General features: G+C 40.4%; 18 protein-coding genes. 15 read left to right on the forward strand and 3 right to left on the reverse strand.

Translation table 11 applies throughout. The annotated features are described in order from the left end of the window. The first annotated feature begins 209 nt into the window (after positions 1 to 209). The 4 genes from ACTWJ7_RS07980 (at position 210) to ACTWJ7_RS07995 (ending at position 3568) form a co-directional block, all read left to right on the forward strand. Complete coding sequence (locus ACTWJ7_RS07980; RefSeq protein WP_443145283.1) at positions 210 to 980, forward strand: ParA family protein; 771 nt, start codon at positions 210 to 212, stop codon at positions 978 to 980. Positions 981 to 1794: 814 nt separating this feature from the next. After that, positions 1795 to 2085: a hypothetical protein gene (locus tag ACTWJ7_RS07985; RefSeq protein WP_443145284.1), complete on the forward strand. Its 291-nt coding sequence runs from the start codon at positions 1795 to 1797 to the stop codon at positions 2083 to 2085. A gap of 119 nt (positions 2086 to 2204) precedes the next feature. Beyond that, on the forward strand, positions 2205 to 2396 hold the full coding sequence (locus ACTWJ7_RS07990; protein ID WP_443145285.1) for a hypothetical protein: 192 nt from the start codon (positions 2205 to 2207) through the stop codon (positions 2394 to 2396). A 17-nt stretch (positions 2397 to 2413) separates the two neighbouring features. After that, complete coding sequence (locus ACTWJ7_RS07995; RefSeq protein ID WP_443145286.1) at positions 2414 to 3568, forward strand: hypothetical protein; 1155 nt, start codon at positions 2414 to 2416, stop codon at positions 3566 to 3568. 110 nt (positions 3569 to 3678) lie between these two features. Here ACTWJ7_RS07995 and ACTWJ7_RS08000 read toward each other — a convergent pair whose 3' ends face one another. After that, positions 3679 to 4440 carry a hypothetical protein gene (locus tag ACTWJ7_RS08000; RefSeq protein ID WP_443145287.1) on the reverse strand — a complete coding sequence of 254 codons (762 nt, stop codon included), beginning with the start codon at positions 4438 to 4440 and terminating at the stop codon, positions 3679 to 3681. Between the two features lie 38 nt (positions 4441 to 4478). Further along, positions 4479 to 5192 (reverse strand): hypothetical protein, encoded by a 714-nt coding sequence (locus ACTWJ7_RS08005; protein WP_443145288.1) that lies wholly within the window; start codon positions 5190 to 5192, stop codon positions 4479 to 4481. Positions 5193 to 5597: 405 nt separating this feature from the next. Here ACTWJ7_RS08005 and ACTWJ7_RS08010 point away from each other — a divergent pair, with 405 nt between their 5' ends. The 3 genes from ACTWJ7_RS08010 (at position 5598) to ACTWJ7_RS08020 (ending at position 7098) form a co-directional block, all read left to right on the forward strand. Beyond that, positions 5598 to 5873 carry a hypothetical protein gene (locus ACTWJ7_RS08010; protein ID WP_443145289.1) on the forward strand — a complete coding sequence of 92 codons (276 nt, stop codon included), beginning with the start codon at positions 5598 to 5600 and terminating at the stop codon, positions 5871 to 5873. A gap of 399 nt (positions 5874 to 6272) precedes the next feature. Next, a complete protein-coding gene (locus ACTWJ7_RS08015; protein WP_443145290.1) occupies positions 6273 to 6800 on the forward strand; it encodes a hypothetical protein in 528 nt (175 codons plus the stop codon). Positions 6801 to 6885: 85 nt separating this feature from the next. Next, on the forward strand, positions 6886 to 7098 hold the full coding sequence (locus ACTWJ7_RS08020) for a hypothetical protein (RefSeq protein ID WP_443145291.1): 213 nt from the start codon (positions 6886 to 6888) through the stop codon (positions 7096 to 7098). Positions 7099 to 7218: 120 nt separating this feature from the next. On the opposite strand, the gene ACTWJ7_RS08025 is transcribed toward ACTWJ7_RS08020, so the two are convergent. Then, positions 7219 to 7563, reverse strand: a complete 345-nt coding sequence (locus ACTWJ7_RS08025) for a helix-turn-helix domain-containing protein (protein ID WP_443145292.1) — start codon at positions 7561 to 7563, stop codon at positions 7219 to 7221. A 153-nt stretch (positions 7564 to 7716) separates the two neighbouring features. On the opposite strand from ACTWJ7_RS08025, the gene ACTWJ7_RS08030 reads away from it, so the two are divergent. The 8 genes from ACTWJ7_RS08030 to ACTWJ7_RS08065 all read left to right on the forward strand — a co-directional run bounded on the left by ACTWJ7_RS08030 (position 7717) and on the right by ACTWJ7_RS08065 (position 19330). Next, positions 7717 to 11322: a S8 family serine peptidase gene (locus ACTWJ7_RS08030; RefSeq protein ID WP_443145293.1), complete on the forward strand. Its 3606-nt coding sequence runs from the start codon at positions 7717 to 7719 to the stop codon at positions 11320 to 11322. Positions 11323 to 11414: 92 nt separating this feature from the next. After that, a complete protein-coding gene (locus ACTWJ7_RS08035; protein ID WP_443145294.1) occupies positions 11415 to 11591 on the forward strand; it encodes a hypothetical protein in 177 nt (58 codons plus the stop codon). A 60-nt stretch (positions 11592 to 11651) separates the two neighbouring features. Further along, entirely contained in the window at positions 11652 to 12290 is a 639-nt protein-coding gene (locus tag ACTWJ7_RS08040) for an S-layer homology domain-containing protein (RefSeq protein ID WP_443145295.1), read from the forward strand. 98 nt (positions 12291 to 12388) lie between these two features. Continuing rightward, positions 12389 to 13969, forward strand: coding sequence for an S-layer homology domain-containing protein (locus tag ACTWJ7_RS08045; RefSeq protein WP_443145296.1), 1581 nt, complete (start codon positions 12389 to 12391; stop codon positions 13967 to 13969). Between the two features lie 259 nt (positions 13970 to 14228). After that, positions 14229 to 14396 (forward strand): hypothetical protein, encoded by a 168-nt coding sequence (locus ACTWJ7_RS08050; protein ID WP_443145297.1) that lies wholly within the window; start codon positions 14229 to 14231, stop codon positions 14394 to 14396. A 227-nt stretch (positions 14397 to 14623) separates the two neighbouring features. Beyond that, complete coding sequence (locus ACTWJ7_RS08055; RefSeq protein ID WP_443145298.1) at positions 14624 to 15034, forward strand: hypothetical protein; 411 nt, start codon at positions 14624 to 14626, stop codon at positions 15032 to 15034. Between the two features lie 172 nt (positions 15035 to 15206). Next, complete coding sequence (locus ACTWJ7_RS08060; protein ID WP_443145299.1) at positions 15207 to 16118, forward strand: stalk domain-containing protein; 912 nt, start codon at positions 15207 to 15209, stop codon at positions 16116 to 16118. A 167-nt stretch (positions 16119 to 16285) separates the two neighbouring features. Beyond that, positions 16286 to 19330: an Athe_2463 domain-containing protein gene (locus tag ACTWJ7_RS08065; RefSeq protein ID WP_443145300.1), complete on the forward strand. Its 3045-nt coding sequence runs from the start codon at positions 16286 to 16288 to the stop codon at positions 19328 to 19330. Positions 19331 to 19349 lie beyond the last annotated feature (19 nt).

Consider the following 19349-nt stretch of genomic DNA (forward strand, 5'->3'; position numbering starts at 1 on the left):
TATGAACATGTTACCGAATATGTGTGAGGATGTTCATAACTTGTTCATAACATATATGAGGATGTATGAACATGTTTCATACAATGTGTGATAAGTTCTTATTTACTTTTGATGCTGATTTGTGATAAAATTAATATTTTTTATTTTGATATTGACTTTTTTCGAGCGTTTAAGCTAAGATTACCCTCAAAATAGGGGGTGAGTGAACCATGACCATCACGATCAGCATCAGTAGTACAATTAGCGGCTCTGGCAAGACGACAGTCGCCTACATGTTTGCACAGTTGTTAAGTACCAATTACAAAGTGCTGGCGCTTGACTTATGTGGACAATGCAACTTTACGGAGGTGTTATTGCACGATAATATAGTGAACAAAACGGTTTGTGATGCATTCGAGACTGGGGATGTTATTTCGCATATCACACCTATAACTAAAAACCTTCATGTGTTGCCTGGTGACATGTGGGTCAATGGGATTCCAACGAACCTCTATATCCAAGGTTTTAAAACAACACAGATTGTTGTCGTTTTGAGAGATTTGCTAAATCGCGCAAAAAATGATTATGATTTCATCGTTGTAGATTGTCCAAGCATATGTGCTGACGAATTATTCAATGTATCTCTATCCATCTCCGATTTTGCAATCATGACTTACTCCCCAAATAATTTAAACTATATCAAGAAATGGTTGGACAGAATTAGGTATGTGCAAGACGAATTAAACCCGAATCTCAAGATTGGAGGCATTTTGCGAACGAGATTCAACCTTATTGAGGATTCACACAAATTTTATAAACAGGAAGTGTGTCGGCTATATCCTGATTATTGTTGGAATAGCGTTTTCCCCAACTCGCCTCTTTTCGCCAATATCGACTCTCACTCTATTCAGAAATCACAAGTAGCCACTGCTTTTAAGCCTGTTTTAGATGAAATGATTCTTCGACTTTTGAAGACTCGAACTGGAATTGGGTTATGGTAAAAGTAAATAGAAAAAAGCCTCAGAAAAATACTAAGTACGATATGAAGACTACTTTAATCGGGCGAGATCAACTTGAAATATCAAAAATGGCGTTAGAACTTTTATTAAACCCTGACCACAGTTGTACTTGTTTAAAGTGGAAGAGGAAAGAATAAAATAAGGAAAATAAACTATTTCGCTGACAAATCAAGAGTCGGATGAATAAGATAGGTTGATCCAGTGTTGATGTGTCAACTACTCTAATAATGCTTTATGCCCAATCTAACAATCTAATTGGGCATGCATTTGCAATTACAGCACAGCATCACAACATGAAAACCATGCTTCTCGCGAGCGAGAAGAGGCTCCTACGCCCAAAGGCGTGGAGCCTTTTTTTTGCAATATTCGAGAGAAGGTTATAAATCCTCCTTCAAAATCTATGATGCTATCATCTACGGGATAAGGGGCTTCGTTTCTACGGGTGACATCTAATTTCGCATCTTCCTTCGGAAATCCGCTCAATAAGATTCACCATGCTCTGTTGTGCTCGCCCTCTGGCGACCGTTCGGCCTTGTGGCACTCACTGCAAAACAGAGCCGTAGAAACTCGCCCCTCGGGAAAAGCCGTTGCCCCATTTGCCAATGGGACAAGTGTTTCTTCGAAACACAAAAAGGCATTGCCTCATTTAAGATGAGGCAACAAAGCATGTTGTCGCATAAGTTCGCCGCGACAAGCTCCTCTCCGAGACGCAAATGCCACACTGTCCATCTACGATGGTCAAATAAATATTGTCGCCGCGAACTAATCATTCATACAGCAAAAGGAGGTGCAAGCAATGGCAAGAAGAAGCAAACCACTCGTTACCCAATTTTTCAACCGAGATCGGCTCGCATTTACGGCAATGAACAAAGTCGGTCATGTCTCTTCCGATCATCTCCGCTCTTGCGGCTTAGCTGATAGACGTATACAAAACCTTATACGAGATGGTCTTATCGAGAAGGTTGCGTATAAGAGAAAGGGAAAAGCGATTATTGTTTTAAGCTTAGCAAGCTTGGACGTGAAAGTGCCGCTCGCCTATGGGCTTTGGGTTGTGCATACCATGCTCAAAGCCCTATTCATGATTTAGCAATCGCTGAAAAATATTTTAGCTTATCAGAAGAGTCGAGAGAAAGCTGGAAAACGGAAACTCTAATTCGTAAAGAGTTTGAAGATCGCATCTCCGAACTGCGAAGAGAGGGTAACGAAGTGGAAGCAAAGCTGTATCAAGATATGCTCAAAGAGAAATTAATATCAATGCCAGATGGCTTATATATCAATAGCGCGGGAAACGAAGTAGGGGTTGAAATTATCACCAATTCGTATGGGATCGAGGAAATGAGATCTAAAGAAACATTCGTCAGCATGCTTGGATGCCATTATGAACCAATCAGAGTTTGAGAGGAGGAATTAAAATTATGACTATATCGAATGCTAATAAACAAACGGTTTGCGAGAAGTATCGAGTATACCTTGAGATTATCTACCGTTTCGGCAACAAAGTAATGCTGATGAAGCAACTCTTTCATTATGCTCAAACGATACGCATGGCAAGAAGCTTCTCGGCATTTTACGGCTCGATAACTGAACTTATTAATAACGATGTTTTAAGAAAAGAGTCATTCACGGCTTTCGGCAAGAAAACCCAACTCCAAATGCTTGTCATGAAGAAATATGCTATCCGTTTTTTAGAGGAAAAGCCAGACAGCTACAGTGTTGCATCAGTCAAGAAAGCTTTGGGAAATGAAAGGATTTTGATCAGCATTTTTAAAAACCAATATATTTTGAACAAAGTTATCCCACGCATTCAAAAGGAATGTACAAGGGTAACGCTTGGAACAATCATTGATCTATTGGAACGTGACAACAGCACGATTTTATACAACAAGAATCAAGGGCTTTCCTTCCTGGAAAAAATGAAAAATGAAGCAACCCTCCAAAAGTATTTGGACATGCTATCGGTCGAACAAGATATCAATAAAATGCAGAAAATCAAGCAGAGAATGGGACAGGGATTGAGGAAAGGATCGAAAGCATCGGACGGGAAAGGGAGGGGGCGACTCTATCTTCCTGAAGTGTCCTCAATGGATCGCATTGATAACATTGCTAAGCGAAGCCAGGATTTAAGCAAGGAAGAAAAAGTTCATCATTATACACTTGATACGATGCTCTCGTTTAATGCATACATCGCACAAATTAAAGTTAGCGAAGGTCAGGTTAAGATCACAGCTCTTATTTTTGATATTTTCAACAGGTCAAACGTATATAAAGTAGCCACGCATATCGCATGTATGTACCATATGTTCACTCGCTTTTTCGAGTGTCAGATTGAGCTGAAGGTGGGCGTCGTATCCATTGACGAGTTTGCTTCCAATCATCTAAAGTCGCAGGCTGAATCGGTAACTATCGACTTTGTTTCAAAAGAGCGAAGAGACTCAAGACTTACTCATATTTTAGAGAAATGGCATATTGATCGATTTAATCAGGAGAAAATTGAAGTACAATTTGTGGACTATGATATCACAAATCAGTTTTTAGATGGTATTAAGCATGCGAATCTTTTGAGGCGTTAACTTGAATTTGATGTTGCTTATACAGGGAATACCGTGATGAGGATCGAAATAATCGGGGATATACCGATTTTCGATCCTCTTATAGTATTTAATCCTTTCAACATACTGAGTTATGTCTCTATAAATTCATTCAATAATTTTACGGCTTGTTCAAATTTTATGATTGTTTTCCTCGTCTTCTCCGCAGGGATTTTGTCGATTGTGCCCAGGAAGCGTTTATGCTTAGTCTGTTTTTTCGTCGCTGGAAGATGGAATGAAAAATCACTGATTTTTATCAAAAGGAAGTGGCTTGTGGTTTGTTCACAGATCTCTTTCTGCTCTCGTCGATAAAAAGTAACTTCAACCAGTTCAGCGGTTTCAAGATCATATTCGATATCAGAACCGACAATTTCATCTGTGTCTAACCATTCAAATCGCGAGTGTACAAGCTTTTGAGTATGAACCCCCAAAACTTCAGCGATTCCGTTAACGATACACTTTTTTAGTACTTTCTCTTTCAAGGCGTATAGTTGGTTTTGACGTGTCTTAGCTCTACTTACAATATTGTGATTACCCCAATCATAATTTAATTCTTTTGTATCTCTACTTTTCTTCGCCGACTTATTGACTACATATAGTGATTCTGCAATCGTTTCAGGCGTAATTTTTATTTTGTCAATCTTCGCCACTCTTCTTTTGATTGGACGTGTCAACGAAACATTGTACAAGTTGAATTCCCTCGTAGCACCGTGTTGGCGTACTTTTATCGTTGCCTGAAAGTCAGTCTCATCAAGAGGCTTTAATCCCAGTTCCTTTAATTGGGTTTTCGTTTTCAGATGCTCAGGAACTTTCGACCAGCGTACAAATTTCTGTGTTTCGACTGTTGAGATCAATTCTCTCATCTCCTTTATGCGTTTGTATAAGTGAGCTGTTAATATATCCGTCCAGTAAGCAGTGCTACCGTTGATTCAACGGGATACCCCAGAATCAAACCTGTCAAAACGTGGTCATGATTTTTCTTTCCTGGATCTCCATAATCAAATCCCTCAAGGAACCATGCCAAATCAACATCTTCATAGCTTAGAATGATATCCTCATCCTTTTTGGAAAGAAGATCGTAGCCGAGTCTTTTGCTAAAGAGCTGGTACGATTCGATCACTTTGTTCAAATTGAAATGATTCTTCATCTTGCCTTTGTTTGCCACGCCGATTTCATACTGAAAGTTCGGATGACTGTTATCGGACACTTTCCATACCAAATCAGTCTGATTCACTTTATGAAGAGTTTCTTCCAATTCTTGTGATGCTAATGGCCAAAAGCCAGTTGGTTTCAATCCAGTCCTAATGGCATCAAATAGGCGATCATAGGTGTCAGTTCGCTCTCCGTTTGGAAACCTGATTGAATATCCGCCACAAAAGAACAAATTGTGCCAACGAACCATAGGAGAATAAAACGGGATATTCGAAACCTTGGGATATTTATACCTCAGCATGGAGTGTCCATTACCCATGACCACCATATCAGAAGTTTCTTTGTAATCTCTCCGATAGAAACCAGAAAGTCCAATTCCCTGCTCATTCCGATATTTCCCCTGAATTTCAGAGCTGTTTGAAACCCATCCTTCAACAGCAGTTAATGTCTTCACGCCATACCAGCCCCCTTTTAAATGTTTATTTTTACTTTTCGAATTTGCTTTTGACCTATTAAACGATGAATATGGCATTCGGTTGCACCTGTCCAAAAAAAAATCTTTGTTTTTCCACTTTAATGTAAATGAAGAAAGCCATCCCCTTATTTTTATTTCATGCTGATATAATAGCAATAATGGGTCAGGCTGATTCAGCAGAGGGAAAGTAGGAGGGAAGGTAATGGATGGCGTACAAAAGATTCGTGACACAATAGCTGGCTATGAGAAATTGCTCAAAATCATTGAGGATAATACAGACAAAGATAGTATCTGTAGATTGACAAAAAAGAAATAACTAAGTTATATGGGTTGTCATATACAGGAACATGCAAGAAGTTAGGATTCCTGCTGAGATACGGACTCTTGAAGGTAATCAACGGAGGATTTTTACTAACCGAGAAGAACGTGGTTCAAGATACGCCACTGGCACTGTTACCGAAGATTTTAGTGTTAATGGCTAATAAACCTGAAGTGTATGACAGTTTCAAGCAACAAGCAGAGCTGTTATCTGTTTCGATGGAGGATGTCCAGACGGCATGGGGATTTTATTCGTACTTCTTCGGATCGAAGTATCCGCAAGAAGAAGAACTAATACAATTAAAAGAAATAAATTCTCACACTCAGTTGAGTCATAATTGAGGGGATAGAGAGCCACTTCTCCGATGAAGCAGATCAATCAATTCGGAAGCGCTAATATCAAAATTATTGACTGCCATCCCATAGATCTTAATATTTTTCAGATGCTCCGACATATTCAATCCCCTCTCGATATTTGGAAATGATTTTAGCACTATGGTGCTCAATTACATGATACATTCCTATACTGTTTACAAGGTAACACCTTCTAAATTATGGTTGACCGTCTTTAGGTTTAGCTGTATGATTGTGCTCAAAACAATGTTAAGCGAGGTGCAATACAATGCAAGGACCATTAATCGATTATATCTGCATAGATTGTGCCAAGGGTCAGCCAAATTAGGCTGACTTTTTTTATGTCGTTATGAACGCAACATCATTGAAACGAGGAGGAGTATTAACATGGGACAATATCTGCAAATGGGAATTTGTCATCAAATGCTGATCAGAAAAAAAGAAATTGAGAAAACAACGATTGAGAAAATCAAAAATGAACTTGGCAAATTGGTTGATTTGGAACTCTTTGATTTCGAGGAATCAGAGGAGAATGTCTCCTTTATCATCAAGGAATCGGTTGTGCAAGAGCAGTTGCATATGTTTTTAAGCGAGCAGTTCTCACTTTATAATCAGAGTTATGCGGAAGATTTTTCTGAACTCCTTTCAGAAATTGAAAAAAGGAAATCGCTTGTTGAAATTATTGAGCTGGCGGAAGAAAAGGAATTTCGCTTTTTCCAGCAAAACAATGTGTACGATAGTATCGAGATTTCGTCATGGCAAACGGCTCGGGTTGATACCTCATTGTTTGCAATTTTCATTGAAGGCAAACTACTGATGGAGAGTTACAATAGTTTTCTTCATTATTTGGAGGAGCTGATGCGTGCGAGCTCCAGTCAAGCCATATCGGGTGCATTTCGAGCTTTCATAAATTGAAAGGGATTAGACCTATTTGAGTTATGAATTAACGGAACTTTTACTATATTAACAATATATAAATCGAGAAGAGAGGGGAGTTAACATGTTGAAAAAATGGATGATAAACCAAAAAGGATACGTCTCGATTGAGACTGTGATCGTTGCTGGTTTGGTTATTGCATTGGGTGCATTTGCGATGCAAGAGTTTTATACTGCGGCACAGAATGTAGTAGGAGCTTCATTAGACAAAATGGACGTGGAGGACGTCATATTAAAGATAAGCATTGTTGGTGGCATTGAAGAGGTTGAACTATAAGGGGAGAAGTCTGTTGACCATCAAATACGATCGCTTCAAAAACAAATTAAACACTTAGGCTAATTGATGCCTGAGTGTTTTTTTAATGTTCTAAAGGTAACGGTATTAATTTTAACGAATTCAATCCAATTCAGTATTTTGCTTTGCTTGTAAGTCTGCTAACTTGCGGATCTGCTCCAGAGCAAAATCTTGAAATTCGGGTTGCAATTCTTTGAAAATAGCAATCGCCTCATCAAGTTTCTTATTGGATTGCCATTCGCTTAGAAACATATCGCCTTCTCCCGAAGCAAGCCATCGTTCGTCAACGCCATAACGTTCGCAAATGTGTTTGATCATCAATTCTTTTATCGGAACTCTATTATACTCAAGATTTGAAATGACATCTCGGCTGACTCCAAGTCTTTCGCCAAACTCGCGCTGACTCATTTTTAGGGCTTCGCGGATAGCCTTGATTCTGTCGTGCATAGACACACCTCCACTGTTAACTACAGATAATCTAAATGTACAACACAAAAACAACGTAGTCAACACAATAAAAACCCAAAAAAAGAGTTTACAACACAAAATAAAAATGGTAGATTGTGTTTATAACACAATTTGGGAAGTGGAGGTGCGTTTTTGACTCCAAAAAATAAGCAGGCAAAAAATATTGCCGAGCTAAACTCGCTTTTTAGCACGCTTGATGACGCAAATCAAGAATATGCATTGATTTTGTTGCAAACTCTGCGATTCTCTCAACAGTATTATGAGAGACAGAACGTAGGGAACATGAAGGAGAGAGAAATGGGGAAACATAAAGGTATAATCGCTACAAGCTTAGCAATATCCCTACTGCTGAATGCGGGAATAGCACATGCGGGTAGCCAGACTGGAAGCGTGCAAGAAGTCATTATTGTGTACAAAAATGCAGATGGAAAGAAAGCCATAGTCGATGAAAGTGTTGATATTAAACACGAATTCGAAACGATTCCCGCAGTAGCCGCTACGGTAACGAGTGCTGATTTACATGAATTGGCGAGTGATCCGAATATTGCGTATATCGAACGAAACACTAAATTCCGAGTCACTGGTGGAGATATCAAAGTTACTTCCATCCCAGCGGAGCAAAGCCAATGGAACTTCCAAGCTATTCAACCTACGAAAAGGTGGGATGAAGGCTACACAGGAGCAGGCGTTAAAGTTGCAGTTATTGATACGGGCATTTTCGCGCACAGCGAATTAACGATTGCAGGCGGCGTTTCGACCGTAGACTACACGACAAGTTATAACGATGATAGAGGGCATGGTACTCATGTTGCTGGTATTATCGCCGCTAAAAGTGGAAATGGCGGTATAGTAGGGATCGCACCTGACGCTCAAATCTATGCCGTGAAAGCCATAGGAGCAGACGGCGAAGGAACGATACTTGACGTACTTGAAGGAGTTGAATGGTCTATTCAGAATGGAATGGACATCATCAACATTTCCCTTGGTATGGATACAGATTCGTCACTCTTTAAAGAAATGATTGATAATGCCTACGACGCAGGAATCGTTATTGTGGGAACGGCAGGGAATGAGCAAGAAGGAATACCTTTAGATACGTACACCATACAATATCCAGCAAAATACGATAGTGTCATTGCAGTTGGGGCAGTAGACAATCTGAATCAACGCGGAGGTTTCTCTTCTGTTGGTGAGGAAGTCGAACTTGCGGCTCCAGGCGTTGATATCATTTCAACGTATGTGAAAGCCGATGGCACTGGCGGTTATGGTAAATCAAGCGGTACTTCACAAGCGGCCCCACACGTAACAGGTATGATTGCTCTGTTGATGCAAAAATATCCAACCATGAGCAATGTTGAACTACGTGAGGAAATTAAAAAATATGCCGTTGATCTGGGAGCACCAGGACGAGATATTGAGTACGGATTTGGTTCGCTGTCATTCAACAAGGATGTTACTCCTCCTGCGGAAGTAATGAATCTTGCCATTAGTGATAAAACCGAAAACAGCATCTCACTTAGCTGGAAGAATCCACAAGATGCAGACTTCGTAACGAATAATATTTTTGCGAACAATGTAAAAGTTGGTACGACAAATGGCGAAGTGTTTACGCTGGAAAACCTGCAATCGAATACTTCTTACACCATTGCGGTCAAATCTTTGGATCAAAACGGAAATGAATCGGCTGGTGAAGTGGTTGTAGCGAAAACAGATGCAGACGTTACTGCACCCGCGGAAGTAAGTAACCTTGCTGTTGCTGAGAAAACTACAACATCAGCAAAAATAACATGGACAAACCCAACTGATTCAGATTTCCTGAGAGTTAATTTGACTCAAAACGGAACGTCAGTGGGGAGTGCCACGACTACGGAACATGAGTTTACAGGTCTGACTCCAAACACGACTTATGTGTTTGATTTTAAAACCGAAGACGCATCGGGTAACGTATCCGCTGGTCAATCCCTAACAGTGACGACAGATGATCTCCCTGTTGCTGACACAACGGCTCCTGATGAAGTTTCTGGACTGAGTATTGGCGAAGTGACCACAACGTCTGCGGAAATCGCTTGGATAAATCCAAGCGATGCAGATTTTGAAAAGGTTAACCTCTACAAAGACAGTGTTTTTGTTGGGGATGTTTCTGGAACACGGTATGTATTTACTGGATTGAATCCAAGCACAAACTATGAGCTTAAAGCGAAAACGGTTGATGCAAATGGAAATGAATCTGCGGGTCAAATGGTCACTGTAACAACAAAGGACAATCAACCTGTAGTGGATACAACCCCTCCAGCAGATGTAAGTAATCTGACGGTTGGAGAAGTGACTACCACGACAGCAGCAGTATCATGGGTTAATCCAGGCGATCCAGACTTCGTTAAATCGAATGTCTATTTAAACGGAACACTCGTTGGTGAAACACCAGGAACAAGTTATGTATTCAATGGTTTGACTGCGGATACGAACTATGTCCTTCAAGTGAAAACAGTAGATGCTAATGGCAATGAATCGTCTGGTCGTTATGTTATGACCAAAACGAAGGCTTTGCCTGACACAACTCCGCCAGTTGATAACACGGCTCCAGCCGAAGTTGCCAACTTTACGGTGGTCGGAGAGACGAATTCTTCCATTGATGTTTCTTGGACAAATCCATTAGATGTAGATTTTGCGAAAGCAAACGTCTACTTAAATGGAACGTTTGTTTCTAACACAACGAACCCGTTCTTCAAATTCGTTGGTCTGACAGAGAACACGGATTACACGATCGTTGTGAAAACGGTAGACATAAATGGTAATGAGTCCATCGGTACTTCAATTGTGGGCAGAACGCAAGCAACACCTGTTGTAACGCCACCAGTTGACACAACGGCTCCTGGCGAGGTTTCGAGCTTGGAAGTTTCTAATGCGACTGTTAATACCATTCGTGTTCGGTGGGTAAATCCAATAGATGCAGATTATACGAAAGCAAATGTCTACCTAAATGGAACGTTTGTTTCTGACACAACGAACTCGTTCTTCGAATTCGCTGGTCTGACAGAGGATAAAGCTTATACAATTGTTGTTAAAACAGTAGATGCAAACGGAAATGAATCCATCGGTACTTCGATTGTAGGCAGAACGCAAGCAACACCTGTTGTAACGCCTCCAGTTGACACAACTGCTCCTGCGGAAGTAACGGGGTTGATAACGGACACTATAAGCCAAACAACGATCACAGCACGTTGGATTATTCCAACGGATAGCGATTTTGCAAAGGTGAAGCTGTTTGTTAACGGAAACTTTGTTACTGATACTACAATTTCGTCCTATGAGTTTACGGGATTGGTTGCAGATAAACCTTATACAATTGTTGTAAAAACAGTTGATGCAAGTGGCAATGTTTCTGCTGGTGTTACGCTTGATGCAAGAACTCAAGCCGCTCCTGTGGCAACGCCTCCAACGAATTCGATAGACCCAGCCGAAATTGAAGATGTTCCTATGATTCGAACACAAACTCCAGAAGTTAATACTGAGATTGATGTAGTGAAAAAAGCTCTTGGGAAAGCGGAGGAATCGCTGACTATCATTGATTTCGTTGGTGCAAAGTCAGCAATTGACTCCATGACTGACATAGAGAAACGTGATGAGTTTCAAAAGGAATTGGAGACACTCAAAAAAGAGCTGAAAATCGAAGATCTTCCAACGAAAAGGAGCTTCGCAATGTCGTTCCAGTTGGTATCAGTTTACAAGTTGCAATGAAGAGTGAGAACTACAGGTACATTAATGAAGCTTCTATTCAACCAGGAAAAAATATCTTTGTTTTAAACAGCAAAGGCGAGTTGGTTGAGAACGTGAAATTTCATGTATTGTTCAATCGAATCTTTGTTACTCCGCTGAATGGTAAGTTCGATTCGAAAGAAACGTTCACGATCATTCTCGATACGACAATGAAGGGCAAAGCGAGTAAAGACTCGAATGAAAGCTTTGAACTGAAAAACCCGTTGATGTTGGAGTTTACAATTCGATAAGCACCAGGGGGAGTTGTTAATGCAACTCCCCCATAATATAGAAATGGAGCGTACATAATTATGTTTAAAAAGCAGTTTAAGCTCCTCACAATCGCACTATTTATCGTGCTCGTCGCAACATCGATTCCACAAAGCGTGGATGCCGCTGAAAAAGTTACTTTTTCGGATGTGAAAAAAGGGGCATGGTACGAATCAACGGTGGATTGGGCAATTTCGAAGGACATGATTAAAGGATACGAGGACGGAACGTTCAAGCCAAACAAGAGCGTAACCGAAGCTGAATTCTTGACGATGATGCTACGTGCGTTTGAACCAACGCTTTCGTCTTCAAAATCGGAGAATTGGGCAGAAGTGTACTACAAACGTGCTAAAGAGCTGAACTACCCTGTAAAAAGCTATACGAACATTGCTTCGAGGAATAAAGTGATCCTCCGTCAGCAAGTAGCAGAATTGATATCCTCGACAGAAGGCGTGAACTTTAGTGGTAACAATGCGATTCACTATCTGCTTGCATTCGGTCTTGCAGAGGGCAAGAATCCAAATGAAGTCTCCATCAAAAGCTTTGAAGGCGATAACGGTTTGACTCGTACGGAAGCCGTACAGTTCGTTAAAAACTTTGTGGATTATGGTATTGGTGGTCTGCTACAAAGACCGACTGAGCCATCGAATCCAAGCGAATTGCCGTCATTACGTCTTTAACCTCAAACGACTATCTACTTTCTTGTACCGTGGAGTAGATTTGTTGGCTCTTGCGATTTGGATTATTACTTAAAGTAACTATTTTATTGGGGGATACTATGAAAAGAAAAGCAGTGCCAACCTTGTTGATATTTTCTGCTTTATTCATCACGATCTGTTCACCTGTCTCAGCATCTACCGTCTTCCCAGATGTGGAAAAGCATTGGGGAAAGGAAACAATACAATGGGCATTGGAACACGACATTGCCAAGGGATACGAGGATGGAAGCTTTAAACCAAACAACTTGGTAACAGAAGCGGAGTTTCTCGCTATATTAATTCGAGCCTTTCAACCCGAAATTAAATCCGATGAGAATGGGCAATGGGCGAATAATTACTACAAGTTTGCCGATCAATTGAGCTACCCTAATTCAAAGGAAGGGGATAATCGCACACGCAACCGTGAAATGACTCGGGTCAAGGTTGCTGAACTTATATCAGCTACGCAAGGAGTGCATTATAGGGGAGACGAAGCTGTTAGATACATGCTTGATAGCGGTCTTGCCAAAGGTAGTAATCCTGCTCAATTGTCTGTTGAAGGTTATAGCCCTAAAGGGTATTTAACGCGTGCCGAAGCGGTGCAGTTCATCAAGAACCTGTTAGAGCAAGGAAAGGGGAAGTTATTAAAAAGCCCTCTTAATCCTTCGGATTCATCTTTTTTGCAATATATTCCTATCACCTCAACTAAGACATCGAATCCATCTCGTCTGAATATAAATGGAGATCCAGTGGCATCGATCTTAGGGGAGCCTTTCTACCTGGCAGAAAACACATATATACCCGTTGAACCAATTGTACGTGGCATGGGTGACAAATTCTTCTGGATTAATCAAGCTGAAAGTGGATATATCGAGAAAAACGATGGATCTAAAATCAGTATTTATGAAAATAAGGGCGCAGCACTTGTAAACAACAAATCTATCCCCGTATCTAAAAAAATTATTACCGATGGTTCAAATTATGAACCGTATACACCGATGGTGGTCAACAACAAGCTATTTGTTCCTATCGATTTTTTGACTGAGGTTTTGGGGTATCCAATTCAAACCTCAGTCAGGGAAGCAATGCCTGTCGTTCATGTAGGAGAACTAAACAAAGAGTCGCAATTCGTAGGCGACTATGAAGCAACACCTATTCCTAAGCCAAAGCCGTTGCCAGAATGGAAGCCTGATCTTCAATTTCTTCCCCCTGCGAATTGGATACCCCCGCAAATTGTATCAGTTGCTACCAACGACCACCGTAGAAACAGTAAAATACTGGATGCGGAACTTGGTTTCACAGATGGACGCTCTTTTAATCCCTATGGGAAGAATGCGTATTCGAACTATCCTCTCACGGTCATTTACTTGGGCGACAATTCGAAATACATGTATGATATCCAATTCACAAGCTGGTATGGGTCAAAAACAGAAGCAAACAATAGCAACAAAATACCTTATGTCTCGCGCGAACTTTTTAAAATGTTTCTTCCTCATGAGCATATGAAGTTGTTTACGATTATGTCGGATGGGTTCGATGGAAAGGATGTATCTAAACATCTAAACAAGCCTTTTAAATTGGAAGGTCGCGAGATTAGAATTACAGAGGGTACAGGTCACAATGGTACAAGTTGGGTCACTGTTTCAATCGGCAAGAAATAAAGAGAGATTAAGATGATGGATTGGTTTCAATGGAGTTATAAAAGTAACAATATAGAAAAAATGTTTTTTATATACATTTAAAAATAATATAATGTATCTATAACAACCTGTTTGAGATGCCTACAATGATTATCGTCTATTTGCGAAATTAAAACTGTGTCATTTTAAAGCGCTCGGTCAGAAGACGACTGAGCGCTTGATTTATTTAATAGAGTTTGCATCTAAACATTATAAAAATGAATAAAAGGGAGAGGAAGCAGTGGATTACCAACATCAATTTATAAAAGTCATTGCCGATGAAGAAGAGTGCGTATTTATCATCCCGATTGCCATATTGAAACAAGCGAACATTGCTATTGGAGACAAGTGTATAGTCGTTGCTGAGCAAAACAAGATAATCATCAGGACAGCGGAGAATGATAGCTGATGAAAACGATATGTGTATGCGGAGGACTGTCTCGGTTGCAATATAAGAACGAGCAAGGGCGAATAAAGGATAAAGTCGTTACAATATACAATGTGCCTGAATACTATTGCGCTGATTGCCAAGAAGCATTTACAACGGGTCCTGATAGCTTGAGATTTGCCCAGAGAGTTAGAAAAGCCGTTGAGTCGGGGGCTGAAGAGCTTGAGTTCTGAAAGGGGAAGAGGAGGATGCAATTTGATCAAGAGGAATTCGGCGAGTATCTGGAGCAAATGTGGGAGTATCTATTTGAGACAAACACGATCAGCCAGATTATAGCCAAGATTAATACTAATCATCGAGCCAGACGCTTTCTTGCTATGTATTTGCTGAAGAATCGAGAGACGTTTCATTTGTATTATCAGATGAGAGAAGAGCTGGGTATCGGCTATATTTTTGACATTATCATTTCCGCTTTATTTCATGAAAGAGAAAAAAGGCCAGTGAAACAAGAGTTGATCGATCTTTTGCAGATTAGCTTAAATATGGCTAATCAACAAGTAGAGGGCTATCCACTGAAGGAATTCAATAAGGACTTGAACTCCTTTTTGACATTTTGGCGGAAGAGGACTGGTGGATGGGAGCATCTTCGTAAAAGTTAAGAACAACTTCACAACTTTTATGCAAATATTCAGAACTTGTATGAATGAATGCGTACAAACGGTGTATAACATCTTAAACAGAAGCTCAAACAAGGTTCGACACAAAATCCATATATTGCATTAACTATTCCATATAAAATTAAAGAAAAAAGGGAAAGTGGAGGGGATTAAAATGAAAAAAATAAAAATTGTCGCATCGTGTCTAACAGCAATACTGTTAATGTCAGCAAGCGTACAGACAAGTTCAGCGGCGGAGACCAAAAACGCATACACGATTGAGGTTAATGGAACGACTCTAACACAACAAATGGTAGTAGCTGAAGGGTTTGATAGCCTCAGTGTCCCTATTGCTCCGATAGTCAAAGCAACTGGAGACAGCATTAAATGGAACAATAATACTCAAACGGCTATAATCCGTCAAAAGGATGCTGTTATAGAGATTTCAGCAAACAAAACTACTATAAAGTTAAATGGAAAGAGTGTACCCCTTGTCACCAAAACGATGAATAATGTTATTGTTCCGAGCGGAGAAAAATCATCTATTATAGATGGAAAACTCTACGTTCCATTGGAAGCGGCAAAGACCGTTTTTGGCTATGATATCAAACTGATTGGTGCGGAGACTAAGAAACTGGATTTGTCATATCCTGTGCCATCAGAATGGGTCTTGCCGCAAATGAAATCATCAGCAACAGGCGACTATCAGACAAACAGAAAGATCTTGGAAGACGAGTTGGGATTCCAGCGAGGAATTTGGTATAACCCCTATGGGCAGGATGCATACGAAGGTTTAGGAAAAGTAAGAGTGGGTCTTGCGGAAGGAGCTATCGCTAATATCGATTTTCTTGCTTGGTATGGTGACAAAAATCAGGAGAATGTTAGCAACACTATACCGTATGTCAGCCGCGAACTATTCCGCTTCTATCTGCCGAAAGAATACGATAAGCTCTTTAAGGTTATGAATGATGGATACAACGGAAAGGATATCTCCAAATATATCAACAAATCTTTTATGCTTGACGGACGCCAAATAACAATCATCGAAAATGAACAGAGCGTTACCGTTAAAATCTCGAAAAAATAAAGAAATATAATGATGGAAGAGGCGGACATCCGTCTCTTTTTTTGCGATTTTCATTATTATCTTTGCTCTAAGTGCGTAAAAGAGATCAGACGGTATAGCGCAGCAAATGTGTTTCTCAAAAGTACTAAAAAATTTAGACTAAAAGTAGAAGGAGGTCGATTACAAATATGAGGAGACGAAAACTATGGAAAATTGCGGGGGGATTTGTGTTATTTAGTTTGATAGCGGGATTATTAATCTATCAGTATAATCAACCAAATCAGATTCAGAAGGCATTTGCCTTCGGCGGTGATCTCGTCACTGCTCATTGGGATGATGGCACTGGGAAGATAGTCAGGGATATCAGCGAGCCGCCAGTATATCTTACCTACAATAACTCACCGCAAAAAAATTATTATGACTCCATAGGTATCACGAAACTGTACGAGGAGTACCACAAAAACAAATTTCTGTGGTACAGCCCAACAGAACAAGTGCCTGCACTAATGAGGAATTCGAGCACTGATCACTCATTAATCTATGAGAACAATTTGGTGCGTAACGGGACGGATTACGCCTACCTGGTACGACAAGGTGCAACAGGAATATGGCAAAACATAAAGCTTGGCAGCATGGATCCAGGGTATCAGACAAGGGATCACTACAATGGAGATAACAGTGGGACGACTACCATCGTTAACACTAACAAGTTGGGTGCATACTTCGGAAAAAATTATGAGTTTCGCCACCTCGGCGTATCGGATGCTGGAATTCCAATCAGCAATCCTTATTTTCCGTCCGATGTGCCGTCAGGTGATCACGAATCGGATTGGAACCCGCTCGAAAAAAGCTGGTGGAACTATCCCTGGAGGGCTGTTGAGGGCCATCCTGCTAAAACAACAGCATCTGCATGGGATGTTTCTCCAGATGAAGACCCCGAGGGATTTGAGCAAAAGGTGCAATGGTTCATAAAATATCTCTTGCCAGCGAACGAAAATCTGAGAAGGTCAGGTAAGAGTGAAAGAGAAGATGCTACGTTTTACGCAAAAAAGTTTAGTCTGATCAATAGTCCTGAGCTGTCAACAGGGATTGTAACTGCATGGCACGGAAGCGGTTACTATGCGACCTTTGTTTTGAAATCCCCACCTCGAAATAATTTGAGAGTTGTGGAATTTAAAATTTCGGATAAAAAAACGGGTAAAGTCGTTGGCTTGATGACTGCTGATGCAAATAATAACGACAACATCTTGAGAAAATGGGAAATTAACAATCAAGAGGTTGCTGTAGGTGATACATTAGTCATTACAGCTAAAGTTAAGAACATGGTTCAAGCAAACTTTGAGGGACGTAAAACAAAATATACACCTGTTCGAATGATTCAGATGGCTTCTTTTGACGAAGACTCTCTAATTCTTGGTAAATGGAATACTGCCATAACTGAGGATGTCATTCCTGGAGTGAATGCTGATCCAGCAACTCGAATCAACGGTATCGATGTAGGTCAGGTTGTTACTTTTGATAAAACGAAGGACGATTCATCTGGAGAAATTCTACAATGGGAATTCAAAGTACCTACTGACGTAAAAAAACAATTTGTTTTGGGTGCTGAGGTTTCTCCAGGATTCAAGCTCTACAATGACAATATCTACACAGGTGACGACGATGGGCGACTTCGATTCAAGATTAAAGAAGAAGATATCGGACTTGTAGAAAGTTCTATCGAGCTTCTTGATAATCAAGGAAACGTTACTAACGATGTTGTTCCAGGGATGACTCATGGTGTGAGAATCACAGTGAAAAAAGTCACTGGTAACAAACTGGTTGGTGATCCAAACGATTATTACAACCCATATGCGGCTGTTTCTATCGCTCTCAACGATACAGGAACCGTCTATATTGACCATGACAAGGTTTCAGCAACGAAGGCGTTAACCTTTAAAGGGGATACGGCAGTAATCGAGATTAGAGATGCGATTACACCTCTTGTACCGAGCATTAAGGCGGACTTCCAAATCCACTGGTTCAACGCTTCAGCAAGTTTCGGTAATCAAAGTTCTGACCCTTCGAATGATAAAGCATCAAAAGTATGGAGATCCACCAACAATCTGAGCGTAAGCAATTTCACAATTGTTCCTACATCAGTTATCGGTCCATCTTCTACTTTGAATGAGACGCTGACATTCGAATTCATAGCATCGAACATTAACCCTGAAAACTCGGATCGAGATGTTGAAATTGAAATTCGAGATCGGAATGGTAGAGTTGTTAAGGAAGAAATAGTTACACTTCCAGCAAACGTAGATTATCCATTCTCATGGACTGTACCCAATGTATCGCTTAGTGCGGGATCAAATGGTATTTCAAATGCCTTTACAGTAGAGATTAACCCACCACCGAGGCGGATAATTGAAACATCTACAAGCACAACAAATCCTTATGCTGACAACATCGATACGAGTGCAGTAATGGCATATATGACGGATTCTAACCCAGAGACTTGTTTGGTCGTAAACAATCGCAATACTTGGTCAGAAACTCACTATATCCATGATCGTGAAGGTTATCGATATTACTGGTCAAACCGTTGGGGATCGGGTAGTTATTGCATCACAACCTATGACAATACGTGGACTGATACAAGAAACTATTACGAGGAATACAAGATAACCAATGTAATGTTCCGAAGCAAACTGACGAAAGATAAACTCGGTGGAGATGGTTGGGTTGATATCTTAGCTCGACCAGATCAAGCGAAAGTAAAAGCTGGATATGGATTTGAGATTAAATATATCGTTAAGTTCGATACAAACACGTATCGTAACTCTCCTAAAGGGTGGCCTGGCGATTGTTCGTTTAGAACAGTAACTCGTCAGTACGGCGGAACTGTAACAGCACCTACCACTCTTAGTGTTCAAATGCCATTTGCCGATAAGTTTGGGAATCACGTTAAGTACAGCTTGACGAGTCCAGCTCAATCAGGTTCATGGGATAATCTCAGCCAAGTCTATGAAATGCCAATGCATAATGCATTCAACATGAAAAACACAAAGGAAGTTTTTGTAAACGAGAGTGCTAAAGATGGTTCCTACAACATGGTAATCAGCACCTACCGTTACTTCTACGGAAGTTCATACAAGCCAAATCAATCGCAGTACTTGTGTGATCAGAAAACGATCCAAATTCATGTCATTGGTGCAAATTCAGACGACATCAAGTCTCATATAACTTCTTGATAAAAATTTTAGAGAATCT

The organism is Paenibacillus sp. 1A_MP2 (assembly GCF_052244825.1).
Classification (GTDB): domain Bacteria; phylum Bacillota; class Bacilli; order Paenibacillales; family Paenibacillaceae; genus Paenibacillus; species Paenibacillus vandeheii.

What these genes read in the sequence shown, in the direction of transcription:
- ACTWJ7_RS08055 (WP_443145298.1), top strand. Translation starts at nt 14,624, where the DNA reads ATGCAATTTGATCAAGAGGAATTCGGCGAGTATCTGGAGCAAATGTGG.
- ACTWJ7_RS08060 (WP_443145299.1), top strand. Translation starts at nt 15,207, where the DNA reads ATGAAAAAAATAAAAATTGTCGCATCGTGTCTAACAGCAATACTGTTA.
- ACTWJ7_RS07980 (WP_443145283.1), top strand. Translation starts at nt 210, where the DNA reads ATGACCATCACGATCAGCATCAGTAGTACAATTAGCGGCTCTGGCAAG.
- ACTWJ7_RS08040 (WP_443145295.1), top strand. Translation starts at nt 11,652, where the DNA reads ATGTTTAAAAAGCAGTTTAAGCTCCTCACAATCGCACTATTTATCGTG.
- ACTWJ7_RS07985 (WP_443145284.1), top strand. Translation starts at nt 1,795, where the DNA reads ATGGCAAGAAGAAGCAAACCACTCGTTACCCAATTTTTCAACCGAGAT.
- ACTWJ7_RS08025 (WP_443145292.1), bottom strand. Translation starts at nt 7,563, where the DNA reads ATGCACGACAGAATCAAGGCTATCCGCGAAGCCCTAAAAATGAGTCAG.
- ACTWJ7_RS08065 (WP_443145300.1), top strand. Translation starts at nt 16,286, where the DNA reads ATGAGGAGACGAAAACTATGGAAAATTGCGGGGGGATTTGTGTTATTT.
- ACTWJ7_RS08015 (WP_443145290.1), top strand. Translation starts at nt 6,273, where the DNA reads ATGGGACAATATCTGCAAATGGGAATTTGTCATCAAATGCTGATCAGA.
- ACTWJ7_RS07995 (WP_443145286.1), top strand. Translation starts at nt 2,414, where the DNA reads ATGACTATATCGAATGCTAATAAACAAACGGTTTGCGAGAAGTATCGA.
- ACTWJ7_RS08020 (WP_443145291.1), top strand. Translation starts at nt 6,886, where the DNA reads ATGTTGAAAAAATGGATGATAAACCAAAAAGGATACGTCTCGATTGAG.
- ACTWJ7_RS08045 (WP_443145296.1), top strand. Translation starts at nt 12,389, where the DNA reads ATGAAAAGAAAAGCAGTGCCAACCTTGTTGATATTTTCTGCTTTATTC.